The following is a 15,784-nucleotide window of genomic DNA, read 5'->3' as shown; positions in this document are numbered from 1 at the left end:
GCCCCTTAGGAGGAGAAGATCCCAGCCAACGGCGTCAATAAGGTCACTTCATCAATACACCTGCTGGCGCACGCCAGTTTTGAAGTCGTTTACGCGCTGGTCCATTTCGTCTGGGCTGATCAGATGCTTATCGATCAGCAGGTCGCAAAACGCAGCGACCCATTGATCGTAATAACCGGGGTTGGCTGCAGGCGCTGCCGCGCAGGCTGCCGCACGGTCACCTTGCGCTACGTGCTGAATCAAGCGCTGCTTGAATTCGTCCCACGGATACGCGCCCTGGGTGTGCAAGTTGACGACCATGCCGAATGCCCGGCTTTGCCATGGCGCGTCGAACACCGGTTCGCCATTCTTGCGTGGGTAGGCCACCACGCCGTCCATCGTTGGGATAGTTGCTCTCGAATCGTTACTCATCGGTCGCTCCTGGGCGTTTCACAAAGCCGGTGCCAATCATGGAATCTCGGGTGACCAGCGCCGCGAGTTGCTCTTCGGTGAAGCCTTGGGTGCCGTCTGGGCGTTCGGGGATGACGATGTAACGCTGCTCCGCGCTAGTGTCCCAAACGTGGACCTTTACCGTGGGGTCAAGCGTCACGCCGAAGTCGGCCAGTACTTCTCTGGGATGGCTGACGACGCGAGAGCGGTAAGGCGCTGATTTGAACCATACCGGGGGGATCCCCAGCAGTGTCCATGGATAACAGGAGCATAAGGTGCATACCCACATGTGATGATCGGTTGCGCTGTTGAAGAGCGCTTTCACATGCTCGGTCTGTAAACCGCGATAGCCCAGTTCCGCGATCGCATTGGTGCCGTCGGCCTCCAGGCGTTGGCGATACGCGGGGTCCGACCAGGCCTTCGCCACCACCCTTGCGCCATGCATGGGGCCTAGATCGTTTTCGAATGCGCTAATCAGCGTGTCGATGGCATCGTGGGTGGTCAGGCCCTTTTCGACGAGCAGTGATTCAAGCGCGCGCACTCGGGCTTCGATATCGCTGGGCGGGGTCCATGGGTGATCATCGTGGTCGTGGTCGTGGTCGTGCGGACGTTCTGCCATGTAAAGGCACCTCGATATTGCCGGTGAAGAGTTTTATTACGTTGCGCGTGCCGCCAGGTAATCTTCGAACAGGTCCACATACACGCACGAAGCACCTGCCTCCGCGTCGGGTCCCCACAATGTTTCGCCATCGAAGCGGACGCAATAAAGGTGCTCGGGTACGTCGCCGATCCCGGCAGCATGGGGCTCTGGGTGGCAATGTGCGCCATGGTAGGCCTCGATGACGCCGTCTTTGTCTCGGGCAAAACGCGGCAGCCGCGAGTGGCGCAACGCGTTGCGGTTGAGCGTGTGGACTAAATCGCCGACTTTGAATTTCGGCTGGCGAGCAAGTGGGCGGTCATGTGGCGTGCCCTGGTAGAGAACCGCCTTCAGTTTTTGCCCGTATTCGCTTAGCCTCGGCGGCTCCTGCGGATGAGCAGGCATCAGCGCTTGCGCCTGCTCCGCTACACGACGGTCAATGTCGGCCTTCGAGATGATGCCTTTATCAGCCAAAAGCGTTTCGTAGGCGTACAGCCACTTCTCATAGTAAGAGGTGCTGAGATAGGCGATATAACCCATTTGCTCGATGGTCGAGCGCTGCTCTGCGGTGAAATTGACGCCCGAGATCTGGCAGCTTACCGCTATCCCGTGCATGCGCCCCTCCCAGGGTTCATGAAAGGGGGGCTCGTCAGCTTCGATAACGATTCGCCCCATGCCATGAAGCCCTCCGACGTCATGGATACTGTTCATGTCAGTTACCTCCGGTCGTGCTTCAGAATAGGGCTCGCTTTTGCCCTGCAACCCTGCGTGAGTATCGGGCACGGCGATGCACAGCCAGTTGTCGCAGTGCGCACAAAAACCTGTAATGCGGCACCTCGTCATCAGATTGTCAGGTACCCCATCATTTTATCGGCGTCGACATATTCCCGAACCGCCTCATGCACAAATCGGCCTTTTTCGATGATCAAGAACCGGTCTGCTATGTCCAACGTGAATGACAGGACCTGCTCGGAAACGATCAGCGAAAAATTTCGCTCCTTTTTCAGCGTGTTCAAGCTGCGGGCGATCTCCTTGATAATGGACGGCTGAATGCCCTCGGTGGGCTCGTCGAGAATCAACACCCGCGGCTCGGAGACCAAGGCCCTGGCAATAGCCAGTTGCTGCTGCTGGCCACCGGATAGGTTGCCTCCTCGCCTTGCGCGCATGTCCCACAGCACAGGAAATGTTTCGTAAATGTATTCGGGAACCACGGAGTTGGTAGCACTATCCATGCCAGAGAGGATATTTTCGAGCACGGTAAGGTAAGGGAAAATCATCCGCCCCTGCGGTACATAGCCCAGGCCAGCTGCCACGCGCGCGTAGCTCTTCAACGGTGCCAGTTCGCGCCCGTCCAGTTGGATGCTGCCGGTTTTCGCTGGGATCATCGCGATCAGCGCCTTGAGCAACGTAGACTTGCCCATGCCGTTACGCCCCATAATCGCCAGCGTTTCGTGAGCACCGAGCGTGAGCTGCAGATTATGCAGAATGTGGCTTTCGCCGTAATAAACGTTGAGGTTTTCGACGGCAAACATTTCAGCTCCCCAAATACACTTCAATGACCCGTGGATCGTTTTGGACCCGGTCCATCGACCCCTCCGCCAGTTTTTTGCCCTGGTGCAACACCGTGACCTTATGCGCCACTGACTTCACGAACTCCATATCGTGCTCGATGATCACCATCGATCTGCCTTCGGCAATTCGCTTGAGCAACTCGCCGGTTCGCTCGCGTTCGCGCGCGCTCATGCCCGCGACCGGTTCATCCAGCAACAGCAACTGAGGGTCTTGCATCAGCAGCATGCCGATCTCCAGCCACTGCTTCTGGCCATGAGAGAGCTGGCCCGCCTTGCGATTCATTTCGTCGGTCAGGAAAACCAGGTCGGCGATTCGCCGCATCTCTTCGAGTACCACAGCGTCGCGGCGGAAGAACAGACAGCCGAGGGGATTGCGTTTGTGTGGGTACGAAATTTCAAGGTTCTCAGCAACCGTGAGGTCCTCATACACTGTGGGGTTTTGGAACTTTCGACCCACCCCGGCGCGGGTGATCTGGTATTCCAGCATCCGTTCCAGGTTCAGGCCTTTGAAGCGGATACTGCCCGCCGAGGGTTTGGTCTTGCCGCAGATCATGTCCAGCAATGTCGTCTTACCCGCGCCGTTGGGGCCGATGACAACATGGATTTCTTTCTCCTCGACGTAAAAATTCAAAGCATCAATGGCTTTGAATCCGTCGAACGAGACGCTGAGGTCTTCCACCCCCAGAATCATTCTCTGGCTCATGATGCTCGCACCTTTTTATGGCTCACCAGGCTGACCAAGCCAGCCAGGCCTGTCCGTAAAAACATCGGAATGACAATGAACAGGGCCCCCATGAAATACATCCAGCCATTGGTGAACTGTTCGGAAAACAGGCTTTTCGCACCGCCGATCAACAGGGCGCCATAGACCGAACCGATCAGCGATAGCCGCCCGCCAACGGCGGTGTAGATCACCATTTCAATCGAAGGCGCGATGCCGCTGATCGAGGGCGAAGCGAAGCCCAGTTGTAACGTGAACAATGCTCCGCCCACTGCCGAAAAAGCGGCGGCGATGGCAAATATCACGGCTTTGAACATCGCCGGGTCATACCCCGAAAAACGTACGCGGTCTTCTTGGTCGCGAATGGCGATCAGTACCTTGCCCAAGCGGCTTTTTAATACGAATGTGCCCGCCAGAATGGTGAGGATCAGCAGGCCGGCGCTGACGTAATAGAGCGTGTAAACCGCCTGGTCGCTTTGTACGCTGTAGCCGAGAAACGTCGGCAGGTTGGTGATGCCGTTGGTGCCGCCGGTATAACCTTGTTGGCCGATGATGACCAACACGAAAATGGAGGCCAGCGCCATGGTGACGATAGAGAAATAGATCCCGCCGATGCGCTTCCTGAAGATCGCGTAAGCCAGCGCGAAGGCTGCGGCGGACGGTAGCAGTACAATGGCGGGCAGCGCGAACCATACGTGCTCGAAGGGCGCCCACCACCAGGGCAGGGTGTCGACGCTGTTCCAGGTCATGAAGTCGGGAACTGGCGGGCCTCCGGCGCCAAATACCGCCGCTGCCGGATCGGCAGAGGTGGCCTCCAGTTTCATGTACATCGCCATGATGTAACTGCCCAGGCCAAAGAAAATCCCTTGGCCCAGGCTCAATATTCCCCCGTAGCCCCAGGCCAGCACCAACCCGACAGCGCAGAAAGCGAAACACAGATATTTGCCCACCAGCCCCAGGCGAAAGGGCTCCAGCGCCGCCGGGATGACCAGCAACAGCACGATGGCCAAAATAACGATGGGATATAGGCGGCGCAGCCGCTCGGTTCCAAGGCGTACAGTTCGGCTAATGGATGTCGGATGTACATTGTCAGGAAGCACGACTTCCAGCCTGTTATCGGCATCACAGGCAATGGGCAGTTTTGAACCTTTCATCGTCATCTCCTGACCTTGATCGAGAACAACCCGCTGGGCCGGAAATACAGCGCCACGATGACTAAAAGTAGAATCGCGGCCTTGGCCATCGAACCACTGAATGGCATTTCGAACAGGGACTGCATCTGGCCGATCATGAATGCCGAAACGAAAGTGCCGATGAGACTTTCCACGCCACCGAACACAACGACGATAAAGGCATCGACAATGTATTGCTGGCCCGTCGCGGGCCCGGTGGAGGCGATCATCGTCAATGCACTTCCCGCCACGCCTGCCAGGCCACAGCCGACCGCAAACGTCACGGCGTCGACGCGTGCGGTGTTTATCCCCGCGGCGCCGGCCATTGCCCGGTTCTGCATCACCGAGCGAATGCGAAGACCCCAACGGCTCTTGAACAGAAAGAGGTACACACCGAGCGCGACCGCGAGGGTCAGGGCAATGATGAACACACGCGCCAGTGGCAGATCGAGACCAGGCATGGGGCTCCATGCGCCCTGCAACCAACTGGCGGTGGGCACGCTGACGTTGATAGGGCCAAAAACCTGGCGAAACACTTGTTGCAGGATTAAAGACACGCCCCAGGTGGCAAGCAGCGTATCCAAGGGGCGTTTGTAAAGGTGCCTGATCATGACGGTTTCTAGCAGCAGGCCGAACGCTGCTGTCGTGAGGAAGGCCACGACAATACCCACCAGAAAACTCGCCCCCATCACGCCGGGAAGCCATCGAGAGAATATGACCGAGGTGAGATACGTCATGTATGCGCCCATAGCCATGAGTTCGCCGTGGGCCATGTTAATGACCCCCATCAACCCGAAAACGATGGCAAGACCGATCGCCATCAGTGCCAAGATCGTGAACAGCGAAAGGCCGTTGAATATTTGAGACAGAAGCATATCTACGCTCATCTCATGGCTCTCCGAAGGCGCGCGCAAGGCCGGATGCCCCGACGCTATTCATCAAAGACAGGTACCAGGTCATAGTTTGGGGAATGGATTTGGCTCGATCAGCGGGGATTCAAACAGAATGTCGATCTGGCCATCGGGTTTGAACTTGCCAATACGTGCGTGCTTCCAGAGCCGATGATTAGACGCGTGCAGACGCACCTGGCCTTCAGGCGCTGTGTACTCAAGGTTGGAGGAAGCAGCGACAACCTGAGGTACATCGAATGAACCGGCTTTCTCGACAGCAAGCTTCCATAGAAATACTGAGGCATACGCTGCCGCCATGGTGTCACCGAGCACCCGGTCTGCGCCGTATCTGGCCTTGAAGGCGGCCACGAATTTTTGATTCTCTGGCGAGTCGATGCTTTGGAAGTAGCCCATGCAGGAATGCACACCCACGAGGTTTTCGCGGCCGATGCCAATGGCTTCTTCCTCACTCACCGCCAGCGCGAGAATCGCTTGGTTGTCGCCGGTGATGCCCGCCGAATTCAGTTGCTTGTAAAAGGAGACATTGGAGTCTCCGACGATCGTCGAGAGGATAGCGTCGGGTTTGGCTGCTTTGATCTTGTTGATCACCGAGGAAAACTCGGTGCTGCCAAGTGGGAAATAATCTTCGCCGACCACGGTGCCGCCCAGCTTGGCGATGGTTGGCCGAGCAATCCGGTTGGTCGTGCGTGGGTAGATGAAGTCCGAGCCGATGAGGAAAAATGTCTTGCCTTTGTTTTCGGCGAGCCACTGGATCGCGGGGATGGCCGACTGTACCGCGTCGGCGCCGGTGTACATGATGTTATTCGAGAACTCGAGGCCTTCGTCATGAGTCGGGTAATACAAGAGCCCTTTGTACCGTTCGAATACGGGCAGCACCGCTTTGCGCGATGCCGAGGTGTAGCAGCCGAACACCGCCGCGACTTTGTCACTGACCAAAAGCTTTTGCGCCTTCTCGGCAAACACTGGGTTATCGCTGGCGCCATCTTCCTGGACGACTTCGATCTGGCGCCCCAATACCCCTCCGGCGGCATTGATTTCCTCAATTGCCAATTTTTCAGCGTCGGCGACGCCCACTTCAGCGATGGCGATACTGCCTGTAAGCGAGTGCAGTATTCCGACTTTCACCGGGTCGCTGGCCGCGGCGAAGCTGGTGCTGGACAGCAGGCCGGCAGGCATCGCGCTCGCCACTGCGACAGCGAGTGAAGTCTTTATAAAGTCGCGTCTGGTTTTGGTCATGTCGCCCTCCACATAAATGCCGATAAGAAAGATGGGTCAGATATAGCGCCACCCTCAGCATCGGGCCCAGGGCCTCAGCGCCAGGCCGTTGCCCCCGGGGTCGTTGGGTTAGATGATTTGGGTTTTCGCCCCATTGCGGTGTTCTGCGAACAACGCTTTTTTCAAGGTCGCGTGCACGCCCCAATTTCCGTCTACGACTTGAGTGATGCCGAAATCCACGGCGACTGAGAGCAGAGAAATCGCCTCGTCCTCGGTCAACATCCGGGTTTGCATCAGAAAGCGGCGCATTTTTCGGAAGGCGTCGCGCATGGCGAGATCGATCGTGGCTTTCTCGGAAACTTTTTGATCTGCATTTTCGCCAAGTTGCGCTAAGTAGTTGGGGAAGCTGAAACCGTGCACCACCCACTCTTCATCGGTTTCCAGCAGCGGGTAGTCGAGGGCTTGCAAGGCGGTGCCCGCCAGCGTGTTCGCCTTGTGCAGCACCAGTTGGAAAACGCCAGTGAGTGAGGCTTCGATAGCCGTGCCGCACAGCTCCGAGTCCCCTTGCGCGGCATGTGGATCACCGACGGAAAACATCGCGCCTGGAACGGCTACTGGGTAATACATGCGCGCGCCTTTACCGACGCGCCAGTCATCGACGTTACCGCCGGTGTAGCTGGGCGGCGTCGAGCTTGCGAAATCGACTTCTTTGGGTGCCACGCCCATGGCCCCGAAGTGCAGCCGAGCAGGGACTTTGATGCCCTCAAGGATGCCGAAATTTTTATTTACCGTTGAAGGGTCGACGACGACGCCAGGATAATTGTAAGTCGGGTGATAGACACCTGAGGGGTCGGTCTGCGGAGTCCAGATGTAGTTGTAAACGGCCTTGGCCCAGTTGCTATTCCCGGTACCGCCGAACTCGTAAACGGTCACCACCTCGCGGGGTTTCGGCGCCTCGATCAAGTCGTGGTAGTGAAAGCCCCAGGCAGCGGCGACGTTGGACCCGTAAGCGTTGCCGTCGTATTCCGGGTTACCGCTCGGTCGCGGGTAGACATCAAGGATGCGCACCTCCAACACATCGCCAGGCGCGGCGCCTTCAACATAAATGGGTCCAGTCAGAATATGCACCCCATGGCCTTCACCGATGCCCCGCATGAGGTTGCCTTCGGTGGGGCCCGCCCCGCGGCGTGCTATGTGCTGGTGGTCGCAATCCCATTTGTAGATGGATTCGGCCGCCTCATCGCCTTTGATCATGCGATCAAAATCATCACCCGCATGGTGGGTGAGCGTTTCGATCGTGACGATATCTCCGGATTTGACGCTAAGCACCGGTTTTAGGAGCTTGCTGAAATACCCCCAATGCACGGTGAGAGCTGAGACAGGCAAGTGATGGTTGATGGACATGAACTCTCCCAGGCAACAGCGCAATTGTCTTACCGCCGCGCGTGGTTACACGGCACACGTCAATTGTGGGGGAAGCGCTCGGCAAGGCTGTTGTCACGGGGCGCACAAATCCTTGTGCACGCTGTGTAACGGATCGTGTTCTGGGAAGTGGTGTAACTGAGCCCACGTCCACTTCCTGGCTGGAGATCGCATAGTCGCACCCCCGAGGCCAGCGAAGACCAATGACGCTAGGTCATTCTGCATCGAATCCCGACTGGCAGCCCAGCCCAACATCGCAGTGCCGACAGTGGCCCTGCAAGGCGCTGATGACGCGGTTGACCCACCTGCTACAGCAGACCCCAATGCCAGCCATTTTACGGGGCCTTATCGAAGGCAGGTATTGCCCGGCGTGGGGTACAACGTGCCTTAGGAGGTTGCGAAGGTGTTCGCGACGGGGCTATCGAGCCTGCCAAGTTGATGTGGCCACAGGTTCGCGGTTTGAAGGGGTACCGCCCTATCAGGCGATATCGGACGAGTCTTGATATCGTTCAATGGTCCGTACTGCCCGTGCTGAGAACTCGGATCTTGTCGATGATTTGCCGGGATGCCTGGCTGATCGCCGCGCGGGTATTGCCGGCGATATGGGGCGTTAGTACCGCGTTAGCGATGCCCACCAGCGGTGAGTTGAACCGGTCTTTTTCCTGGGCGAAGGTGTCGATGGCAACGGCTTTGAGATGCCCGGGAAACCGGGTCATGAAAGTTGCCAACTGGTCTTCGTCGACAATGCCGCCACGGGCAGTGTTGATCAGGATCGAGCCAGGCCGCATTTGGGCAAAGGCAGCGCTGCCGAACAAACCGCGGGTCAGTGGGGTGAGCGGGGTGTGAATGGACACCACGTCAGCCTCGCCTAGTAGTTGGTCCAGGGTTGCCCGCCTGTGCAGGCCGAGATCGCAGGCGCGCTGTTCGGTAAAACGCTCAGACCCGGTGGCGATCACGCTCATGCCCAGCGCCTGGGCTTTGCGCGCGACGGTTTGGGCAATACCGCCGGTGCCCACCAACCCCAGCGTCAACTCGGCGATTTGCGCAGCGGGGGCCAGGTTGCCTTTTGACCAATGGCCTTTGTGGGTTTGAGCGTTGTACTGGTCGAGGTCTCGGGACAAAAACAGAGTTTGTGCCAAAACGTATTCGGCGACGGCTGTGGCGTTGGCGCCCGGCGTATTGAGCACGGCGACGCCCCATCGCGCGGCCGCCTGCAGATCAATATGGTTGAGCCCAACTCCGGCCTGTGCGATGGCGCGCAAAGGGCTGGAGAGTGCGGAAGACGCCGCGGCCCGAACCAGCTCGGCATCGAGCGGGATATTCAATCGAGTCTTCAATACGCTGTAGCCACCGGCGTCTTGGATGGCGGCAATCAATGCCTGTTTATCGTGGCAGTTGATGTTGGCATAACGCAGGCGGTCGCCGTAGCGCCCGAGGATGCTGTCGTGGTCAGCGAGGTAGTGAAGGTTGAGCGTTATCGCCAGGTCGTATTCTAGAAAACGGTCTATTTCTTCAAAGAGCAGTGGTGGGCCAGGCGCATCCAATATCAAGGTACAAAAGGTCATCAGCATCGTCCTCTTCTGAAAAGGCTGCCGGAGCCGGCCAGTATCAGGGAGCGGATGATCCCGGCGGGTTAATTACCAGTTAAAGCGAAGGGCCGAACCAGGGCTCACCAGGCTTGTATCATTATAAGCAGTTGCTAGGAAGCCACTGTAGAAGTCGTTCAGCGATGAAGACTTAATGATGTCCGGATTTGTTTTGGCATAGATCAGGAACAAGCGGTAGATTCGCAGGTTTCTTTCCTTGGTACACTTCTGCCTTGAGGCTAGGTCGCAGTTGATAGGCGCCATCTCATTGATTTTACAGGGGCTTTTCGGCGCGGTGCTGATGATGGCTTTATAGACGAACCGCTTGCCTTGGATGACTTCAATGTGCAGGCTCGCTAGGCGTCGCGCTGCAGTGCCGACGGCCTAGGGCAGCTCAAGCCAAACGCCTACCGCAGCGCAGCAGAAAAAAACCGCCCATTGGGCGGCAAAAGAGAGGGGCGTGCGCAACACAAACCACGCCCCCGGTCACGCTGCGGAATCAGTAGCGCCGCAAGAACTGCTGGATGCGCTCACCGCTGTTGTCACCAAAAAAATCGGCGGCGGGGCAGTCCTTCACCACCACCCCATGTTCCATGAAGACGACCCGGTCGGCGGCCTCACGGGCGAAGCGCAGCTCGTGGGTCACCACCAGCATGGTCATGCCGGTGTTGGCCACCTCACGCATCACCCCCAGCACCTCGTCGCGCAGCTCTGGGTCGAGCGCGGAGGTGGGTTCGTCGAAGAAAATGACATCGGGGTCCATGGCCAGGCCGCGGGCAATCGCTACCCGTTGCTTTTGCCCGCCGGAGAGCTTGGCGGGGTAGGCATTGGCTTTTTCTGCCAAGCCAACACGGGCCAGCAATTGCTGGCCGCGCTCGATGGCTGCCGCCTTGGGCACTTTCTTCACGCTCACCAGGCCCTCGATGACGTTCTCCAGCGCGGTCATGTGCGGGAACAGGTTGAACGCCTGGAACACCATGGCGGTCTTCTGCCGCAGCAGCGCCACCTGCTTTCGGCCAGCGCGGTCGAAGCGACCGTTGGCGGGGATCTCCACGCGCTGGCCGCAAACTTCCAGCACGCCACTGTCGGGCTGCTCGAGCAGGTTCAGCGAGCGCAGCAGGGTCGTTTTACCGGAGCCCGAAGGCCCGAGAATGACCACCACCTCGCCTGCATTCACCGCCAGGTTTACTTGCTTGAGCACAGCCAGCTCACCGAAGCGTTTGCTCAGCCCGGTCACGCGCACTTGGGGGGTGTTCATCGCATGTGCCTCGTCCAGCGGCCCTCAAGCCAGGTTTGTAGAATGGTCAAGACCTGGTTGATCGCCCAGTAGATGGCGCCGATCATCAGGAACATTTCCAGGTAGCGGAAGGTGGCGGCGCCGACCTGCTCGGCCACCCGGGTCATTTCCATTACGGTGATGGTCGAGGCGAGCGAGGTGTCCTTGACCAGCGCAATCAGCCGGCTACCCATGGGCGGCAGGGCGATGCGTAGGGCCTGCGGCAGGATGATCCGCCGTAGGCAGGTCCAGTAGCCCATGCTCATCGACTGCGCGGCTTCCCACTGACCGGGGTCCACCGAGTTGATCCCGGCGCGGAAGATCTCGCTCAGGTAGGCAGCGGAAAACAGCGTCAGGGCCAGCAATGCCGACGGGATTGGTGCCAGCACGATGCCATAGTGCGGCAGGCCGAAGTAGATCAGCAGGATCTGCACCAACAGCGGGGTACCGCGAAAGATCGAGACGTAGGCAAAGGCGATGGCCTTTAGTGCCCGTGCTTTCGAATTTCGCAGCAGCGCGATCAGCATGCCCAGGGCGCTACCGAGAATGAACGCACTGATACCCAACCCCAGCGTGACCACGATGGCCTGTTGCAACAGGGGCAGGGCGCGCAGGAACAACTCCCACATGGCGTTACTCCTCGGCCAGCTCAGCCTTCGCGGCGGCGATACCCTTGGTCATTGGGTAGTCGGGGCCGATCCACTGCTTGGCCAGGGCGTCCACGGTGCCGTCGTTGATCATGTCGTCGACGGCCTTGCTTACCGCCTCACGCAGCGCGTCCTGCCCTTTGGCCATTGCCGGCGCAGACAACTGGTAGGTTAACGGCTCGCCGACGGCCTTGATGGGCAGGTTCTGCACGTTCTTGTATTTCTCCCCGCCGAACAGTGAAGAAAGCACGGCGTCGACGCGGCCGATACCCAGGTCGTTGAACACCAGGCCGCCGTTTTCGTAGGTGCGGATATCCGAGTTGGCCATGTGCTTGCGGGCCCAGAACTCGTTACTGGTGCCTGAGGTCACGCCGATAGAGTGACCGGGCATGTCCTTGATGCTCTTAACGCTGCCGTTGTCTTCGCGCACGAAAATAAAGAATTCTTCCACACCGTAGGCGCTGGCGAAGTCCACCTGCTTCTCGCGTTCCGGCGTCGGGGTCAGATCGTTCATCACCAGGTCGTATTTCCCGGCCTTTAGCCCCTCGACAAAGTTCTTGAAGTTATCGGCGATGAACTCAACGTTTGCCACGCCGATGCGCTTGGCAACTTCCTTGGCCATCGCGACATCGTAGCCGGCGGGCTGGTTGTCGTTGCCCAGGTAACTCCAAGGCGGGCTCGACTGGGTATTGGCGATGTGGATCACGCCGCGCTCGCGCAGGGTTTGCAGGCTGTCCTGGGCCATGGCGGCGGTAGCCAGGCCAAGCACGCTGAACAGGGCCAGCGCCGTACGAATGCCGTTGGGTTTCATTGTTATCCATCCTCGAGTTGATGTGCGGCCTGCGGGGCAGGCTCACTGGAATAACGGCAGGGCTAAAAGGGGAGGGCAGCGCGGTCTTTCGCAGCGCTTACCGAATAGCTCAAAGGGCGCGGCCATACGCTTCCAAGGCTTTGGCCAGGTCGCTGATCAGCAGTGCTTCGTCTTCCAGGCCAATCGAGATACGGACGATGGGTTGGTCGGTGGGCGAATACAGCCGCGAGGTTTGCTGCGAAGCCGGGTAATAGGCGATCAAGCTATGGGTACCGCCCCAGCTCGCGCCGATGGGGAAGTGCTCCAATGCATTGAAGAACGCACCGAAGGTGGCCTCTTGCGCTGGCGCTTGCAGGATGATCGACAGCAGGCAGCCGCTGCCCTGGAACTGTTCGCGCCAGATGCGGTGCCCGGGGTGGCTCTCCAGCGCCGGGAACAGCACCTCGCTCACTAGCGCTTGCTGTTCCAGCCAACGCGCCACGTTCAGGGCCTTACGGCTTTGTTCCTTGAGGCGCAGCTCATACGTTTGCAGGCCGCGGTCGACCAGGAAGCAGTCCTCGGGGCTGGTGGCCTGGCCGAAGATGCTCTGGGTTTCCCGCAGTACGCCGTAGTGTTCGACGTCATTGAGGCTAACGCTGCCCATCAGCAGGTCGGAATGGCCGCCGAAGTACTTGGTGGCAGCCTGTACCACGAAATCCACGCCGTGCTCGATGGCTTTGAAGAACAGCGGGCTGGCCCAGGTATTGTCCATCATGGTCAATACACCACGGCGTTTGGCGATGGCGGTGATCGCATCGATGTCCTGCATCTCCATCGTCACCGTGCCTGGGGCTTCCATGCAGATCATCTTGGTATTGGAGCGGATCAGCGCTCCGATGCCAGCATCGATGGTCGGTGGATAAAACTCGACCTCTACGCCCATTTTCGCCAGCCATAGGCGGCCAAAGGTTTTCAGCGAGCCATAGCAGGATTCGGAAATCAGCAGGTGGTCGCCGCCACGGACGAAGGCCATTACGGTGGTGATCAACGCCGATGCGCCCGAGGGCATGACCACGCAATGGTGGGCGCCTTCCAGTGCGGCGATGTGTTTTTCCAGGCCTCGCGCGGTCGGGGTGCCGGTGATGCCGTAGCTATAGCCATCCGGCTGGCGGCTTTTGCGCCCAACGAAATCTTCGAAGTTGTCGAATACCACGGTCGAGCCGCGCCATACCGGCGTGGACAAGCTTGCATAAGGGTTGCCGGCGGGGGCCTTGGTTTTCATGAGCGGCTGCCTGGGTGCTGTTCGAGAAGATAGGTCCATTGTTGTGTAGACCCAACCCGCCGGCTAGCTTTAGGATTATTAACTCGATAAGCCAGGCTTATAGGTTCGACATGGGTATCCGCGACATCGAGGTGTTCCGCGTGGTGATGAATGCCGGTAGCACCAGTAAGGCCGCCAACGTGCTGGGTATCTCCCAACCGGCGGTGAGCCAGTCGATTCGCAAGCTGGAAACCAGCGCGGGCCTGGAGCTGTTCCAGCGAATACGCGGCCGCCTGATACCGACCCAGGAAGCCCACGCGCTGATGGTCGACGTCGATAAGCTGTTCGTGGGCATGGAGGCGATCGAGCACCGTATCAAGAGCCTTAAACAGTTCGGTACCGGCAGCCTGGCAGTGGCTACCCACCCGGTGATCGGCAATGCCTTCATGCCTCGGGCATTGGCTGCGTTCGGCCTGAAGCAGCGTGATGTGCGGGTATCGCTGCGAGTGCTCAGCTCCCGTGAGGTGCATCAGGAGGTATCCGCCGGGCACTGCGACTTCGGCCTGATGGCCGATGAGATGCCGGTCATGGGGCTGGAGCATTCGGAGTTTCTTGATGTACCCGGTGTTATTGCGCTGCCGCCGGGGCATCCTCTGGCAGCGCGTAAAACCATCACTGCCGCCGATTTGGCAGAGCATGACTTCCTCGCGTTGAACCCCGAAGACAGCAGCCGCCGGCGCCTGGAAATGGCCTTGGAGCCACAAGGCATCGCGCTCGATATCCGTGTCGAAACCGCTTATGCCCACACGATCTGCGAGATGGCATTGCGCGGTATCGGCATCGGCTTCGTCAACCCGCTGGCGGTGGTGGACTTCATCGACCGCGGGTTGGCCATACGCCCCTTCGAACTGGATGTAAAATTCAGAAGCCTTTTGCTGTTCAGGCCGGGGCGGCCACTGGCCGAGAATGCTCGCAAGTTGATCGCGGCGTTGCGTATTCAATTGGCCAAGGATTTGAAGGCGGTACACAAGCATCTCTCGCCATAAGCCAAGGGTCCGTCACGCATCGGGCCCCGTCTTCAATACGGCTCGGAAGCATTGCACCGCCCTGTGAATATCGTCATCGTCGATATGCCGATGGGTCACACAGCGCAGCCGATCGGCCCCCCAAGGGCGCACCCGCAAGCCCGCGCGTTCTAGGTTATCGACCCACGTGAGGCTATCGAGCCCGGTTTTGGAAATATCCACTTGAACGATATTGGTCTGCGGCTGCGAAGCGCTGATCGCAAGGCCCAACTGGTTGATCTGGGTGCTGAGCATTAACGCGTGCCGGTGGTCATCGCTCAGGCGCGTTACCATGTTTTGCACCGCATACAGCCCCGCCGCCGCCATGATTCCAGCCTGGCGCTGGGTGCCACCCAGCATACGCCGCAGCCGGCGCGCGCGTGCCAGCGTAGCCGAGGGGCCAACCAACACGGCCCCGACAGGGGCGCTCAGCCCTTTGGACAAACACACCGAAACCGTATCGGCGCTTGCCGCCATTTCCTCGGCAGCCACGCCCAAGGCCACCGCCGCATTGAACAACCGCGCGCCATCAAGATGCACGGGCACCCCGCGCGATTCCGCCATTCGGTACACCGCCGCCATGTGGTCCAACGCAGGTACGGTACCGCCGGCATTGTTGTGTGAGGTCTCCATGGCCAGTAGCCCGGTGTGCAATTTGTGCGTGCCGCCTTTGAGCGCGTCTTCGGCCTCGTTAAGGTTCATCGCACCGCGCTGCCCACGGACGCCGAGATAAAACAACCCTGTAAACGTGGCTGCGCCACGCTCGGAGGTAAACATGTGCGCGGTCGACTCCAACAGAACCTGTTCGCTGCGGCCGGTCTGTGCCAACACCGCCAGCAAATTGGCCATGGTGCAACTTGGCACGAATAAGCCTTGCTCTTTACCCAACAGGCCAGCAACGCCTTCTTCCAGCGCACGCACTGAGGGGTCGAAGTCCAGGCCATCGTCACCGATTGGCGCGGCCCGCATGGCCTCGTACATTTCCTGGGTGGGGCGGGTGACCGTATCGCTGCGCAAATCGACCGGCGTCGTTATGCCGGCCCCACCGTCGTGAGCATTCAAAGCAGACATGAGAAACCCTG

16 protein-coding genes are annotated in these 15,784 nt (G+C 59.1%); 1 reads left to right on the top strand and 15 read right to left on the bottom strand.

Going from position 1 to position 15,784, the window contains the following annotated elements:
- Positions 1 to 51: 51 nt before the first annotated feature.
- The 14 genes from HAQ05_RS08555 to HAQ05_RS08490 form a co-directional block, all read right to left on the bottom strand.
- On the bottom strand, positions 52 to 411 hold the full coding sequence (locus tag HAQ05_RS08555) for a nitrile hydratase accessory protein (protein ID WP_190419390.1): 360 nt from the start codon (positions 409 to 411) through the stop codon (positions 52 to 54).
- A complete protein-coding gene (gene nthA, locus HAQ05_RS08550; protein WP_190419388.1) occupies positions 404 to 1,048 on the bottom strand; it encodes a nitrile hydratase subunit alpha in 645 nt (214 codons plus the stop codon). The genes HAQ05_RS08555 and nthA overlap by 8 nt, the downstream gene beginning before the upstream one ends.
- Positions 1,049 to 1,084: 36 nt before the next feature.
- A complete protein-coding gene (nthB, locus tag HAQ05_RS08545; RefSeq protein WP_190419386.1) occupies positions 1,085 to 1,777 on the bottom strand; it encodes a nitrile hydratase subunit beta in 693 nt (230 codons plus the stop codon).
- Between the two features lie 131 nt (positions 1,778 to 1,908).
- Positions 1,909 to 2,598 (bottom strand): urea ABC transporter ATP-binding subunit UrtE, encoded by a 690-nt coding sequence (gene urtE / locus HAQ05_RS08540; RefSeq protein ID WP_190419384.1) that lies wholly within the window; start codon positions 2,596 to 2,598, stop codon positions 1,909 to 1,911.
- A 1-nt stretch (position 2,599) separates the two neighbouring features.
- Positions 2,600 to 3,340 (bottom strand): urea ABC transporter ATP-binding protein UrtD, encoded by a 741-nt coding sequence (gene urtD / locus HAQ05_RS08535; RefSeq protein WP_190419382.1) that lies wholly within the window; start codon positions 3,338 to 3,340, stop codon positions 2,600 to 2,602.
- On the bottom strand, positions 3,337 to 4,512 hold the full coding sequence (gene urtC, locus HAQ05_RS08530) for an urea ABC transporter permease subunit UrtC (RefSeq protein ID WP_190419380.1): 1,176 nt from the start codon (positions 4,510 to 4,512) through the stop codon (positions 3,337 to 3,339). The genes urtD and urtC overlap by 4 nt, the downstream gene beginning before the upstream one ends.
- Positions 4,513 to 4,514: 2 nt before the next feature.
- On the bottom strand, positions 4,515 to 5,417 hold the full coding sequence (urtB, locus tag HAQ05_RS08525; protein ID WP_190419378.1) for an urea ABC transporter permease subunit UrtB: 903 nt from the start codon (positions 5,415 to 5,417) through the stop codon (positions 4,515 to 4,517).
- 69 nt (positions 5,418 to 5,486) lie between these two features.
- A complete protein-coding gene (urtA, locus tag HAQ05_RS08520) occupies positions 5,487 to 6,677 on the bottom strand; it encodes an urea ABC transporter substrate-binding protein (RefSeq protein ID WP_190419377.1) in 1,191 nt (396 codons plus the stop codon).
- A gap of 108 nt (positions 6,678 to 6,785) precedes the next feature.
- Positions 6,786 to 8,060 (bottom strand): acetamidase/formamidase family protein, encoded by a 1,275-nt coding sequence (locus tag HAQ05_RS08515; RefSeq protein WP_194718524.1) that lies wholly within the window; start codon positions 8,058 to 8,060, stop codon positions 6,786 to 6,788.
- A gap of 527 nt (positions 8,061 to 8,587) precedes the next feature.
- On the bottom strand, positions 8,588 to 9,643 hold the full coding sequence (locus HAQ05_RS08510) for an NAD(P)-dependent oxidoreductase (RefSeq protein ID WP_190419375.1): 1,056 nt from the start codon (positions 9,641 to 9,643) through the stop codon (positions 8,588 to 8,590).
- 520 nt (positions 9,644 to 10,163) lie between these two features.
- On the bottom strand, positions 10,164 to 10,922 hold the full coding sequence (locus tag HAQ05_RS08505) for an amino acid ABC transporter ATP-binding protein (RefSeq protein WP_190419373.1): 759 nt from the start codon (positions 10,920 to 10,922) through the stop codon (positions 10,164 to 10,166).
- Positions 10,919 to 11,569: an amino acid ABC transporter permease gene (locus HAQ05_RS08500; protein ID WP_190419371.1), complete on the bottom strand. Its 651-nt coding sequence runs from the start codon at positions 11,567 to 11,569 to the stop codon at positions 10,919 to 10,921. Before HAQ05_RS08500 ends, HAQ05_RS08505 begins: the two co-directional genes overlap by 4 nt.
- 4 nt (positions 11,570 to 11,573) lie before the next feature.
- The gene (locus tag HAQ05_RS08495) at positions 11,574 to 12,398 is read right to left on the bottom strand and encodes a transporter substrate-binding domain-containing protein (protein WP_190419369.1); all 825 of its coding nucleotides are present in this window, start codon (positions 12,396 to 12,398) and stop codon (positions 11,574 to 11,576) included.
- Positions 12,399 to 12,507: 109 nt separating this feature from the next.
- Positions 12,508 to 13,659, bottom strand: coding sequence for a trans-sulfuration enzyme family protein (locus tag HAQ05_RS08490; RefSeq protein WP_190419367.1), 1,152 nt, complete (start codon positions 13,657 to 13,659; stop codon positions 12,508 to 12,510).
- A gap of 110 nt (positions 13,660 to 13,769) precedes the next feature.
- Here HAQ05_RS08490 and HAQ05_RS08485 point away from each other — a divergent pair, with 110 nt between their 5' ends.
- Positions 13,770 to 14,684 carry a LysR substrate-binding domain-containing protein gene (locus tag HAQ05_RS08485; RefSeq protein ID WP_190419365.1) on the top strand — a complete coding sequence of 305 codons (915 nt, stop codon included), beginning with the start codon at positions 13,770 to 13,772 and terminating at the stop codon, positions 14,682 to 14,684.
- A gap of 12 nt (positions 14,685 to 14,696) precedes the next feature.
- Here the strand turns inward: HAQ05_RS08485 and HAQ05_RS08480 are convergent, their stop codons facing one another.
- Positions 14,697 to 15,773, bottom strand: a complete 1,077-nt coding sequence (locus HAQ05_RS08480; protein WP_190419363.1) for a threonine aldolase family protein — start codon at positions 15,771 to 15,773, stop codon at positions 14,697 to 14,699.
- Positions 15,774 to 15,784 lie beyond the last annotated feature (11 nt).

Origin of the sequence: Pseudomonas typographi, assembly GCF_014694385.1 — a bacterium.
Classification (GTDB): Bacteria; Pseudomonadota; Gammaproteobacteria; order Pseudomonadales; family Pseudomonadaceae; genus Aquipseudomonas; species Aquipseudomonas typographi.
This window is presented reverse-complemented; position numbering and strand designations above follow the sequence as displayed.

Bases quoted from the DNA above. Each gene is read 5' to 3' on its own strand.
- HAQ05_RS08555 (WP_190419390.1), bottom strand. From the start codon at position 411: ATGAGTAACGATTCGAGAGCAACTATCCCAACGATGGACGGCGTGGTG.
- urtC (WP_190419380.1), bottom strand. From the start codon at position 4,512: ATGAAAGGTTCAAAACTGCCCATTGCCTGTGATGCCGATAACAGGCTG.
- urtA (WP_190419377.1), bottom strand. From the start codon at position 6,677: ATGACCAAAACCAGACGCGACTTTATAAAGACTTCACTCGCTGTCGCA.
- HAQ05_RS08505 (WP_190419373.1), bottom strand. From the start codon at position 10,922: ATGAACACCCCCCAAGTGCGCGTGACCGGGCTGAGCAAACGCTTCGGT.
- nthA (WP_190419388.1), bottom strand. From the start codon at position 1,048: ATGGCAGAACGTCCGCACGACCACGACCACGACCACGATGATCACCCA.
- urtB (WP_190419378.1), bottom strand. From the start codon at position 5,417: ATGAGCGTAGATATGCTTCTGTCTCAAATATTCAACGGCCTTTCGCTG.
- HAQ05_RS08495 (WP_190419369.1), bottom strand. From the start codon at position 12,398: ATGAAACCCAACGGCATTCGTACGGCGCTGGCCCTGTTCAGCGTGCTT.
- HAQ05_RS08485 (WP_190419365.1), top strand. From the start codon at position 13,770: ATGGGTATCCGCGACATCGAGGTGTTCCGCGTGGTGATGAATGCCGGT.
- HAQ05_RS08490 (WP_190419367.1), bottom strand. From the start codon at position 13,659: ATGAAAACCAAGGCCCCCGCCGGCAACCCTTATGCAAGCTTGTCCACG.
- urtD (WP_190419382.1), bottom strand. From the start codon at position 3,340: ATGAGCCAGAGAATGATTCTGGGGGTGGAAGACCTCAGCGTCTCGTTC.
- HAQ05_RS08515 (WP_194718524.1), bottom strand. From the start codon at position 8,060: ATGTCCATCAACCATCACTTGCCTGTCTCAGCTCTCACCGTGCATTGG.
- HAQ05_RS08480 (WP_190419363.1), bottom strand. From the start codon at position 15,773: ATGTCTGCTTTGAATGCTCACGACGGTGGGGCCGGCATAACGACGCCG.
- HAQ05_RS08510 (WP_190419375.1), bottom strand. From the start codon at position 9,643: ATGACCTTTTGTACCTTGATATTGGATGCGCCTGGCCCACCACTGCTC.
- urtE (WP_190419384.1), bottom strand. From the start codon at position 2,598: ATGTTTGCCGTCGAAAACCTCAACGTTTATTACGGCGAAAGCCACATT.
- HAQ05_RS08500 (WP_190419371.1), bottom strand. From the start codon at position 11,569: ATGTGGGAGTTGTTCCTGCGCGCCCTGCCCCTGTTGCAACAGGCCATC.
- nthB (WP_190419386.1), bottom strand. From the start codon at position 1,777: ATGAACAGTATCCATGACGTCGGAGGGCTTCATGGCATGGGGCGAATC.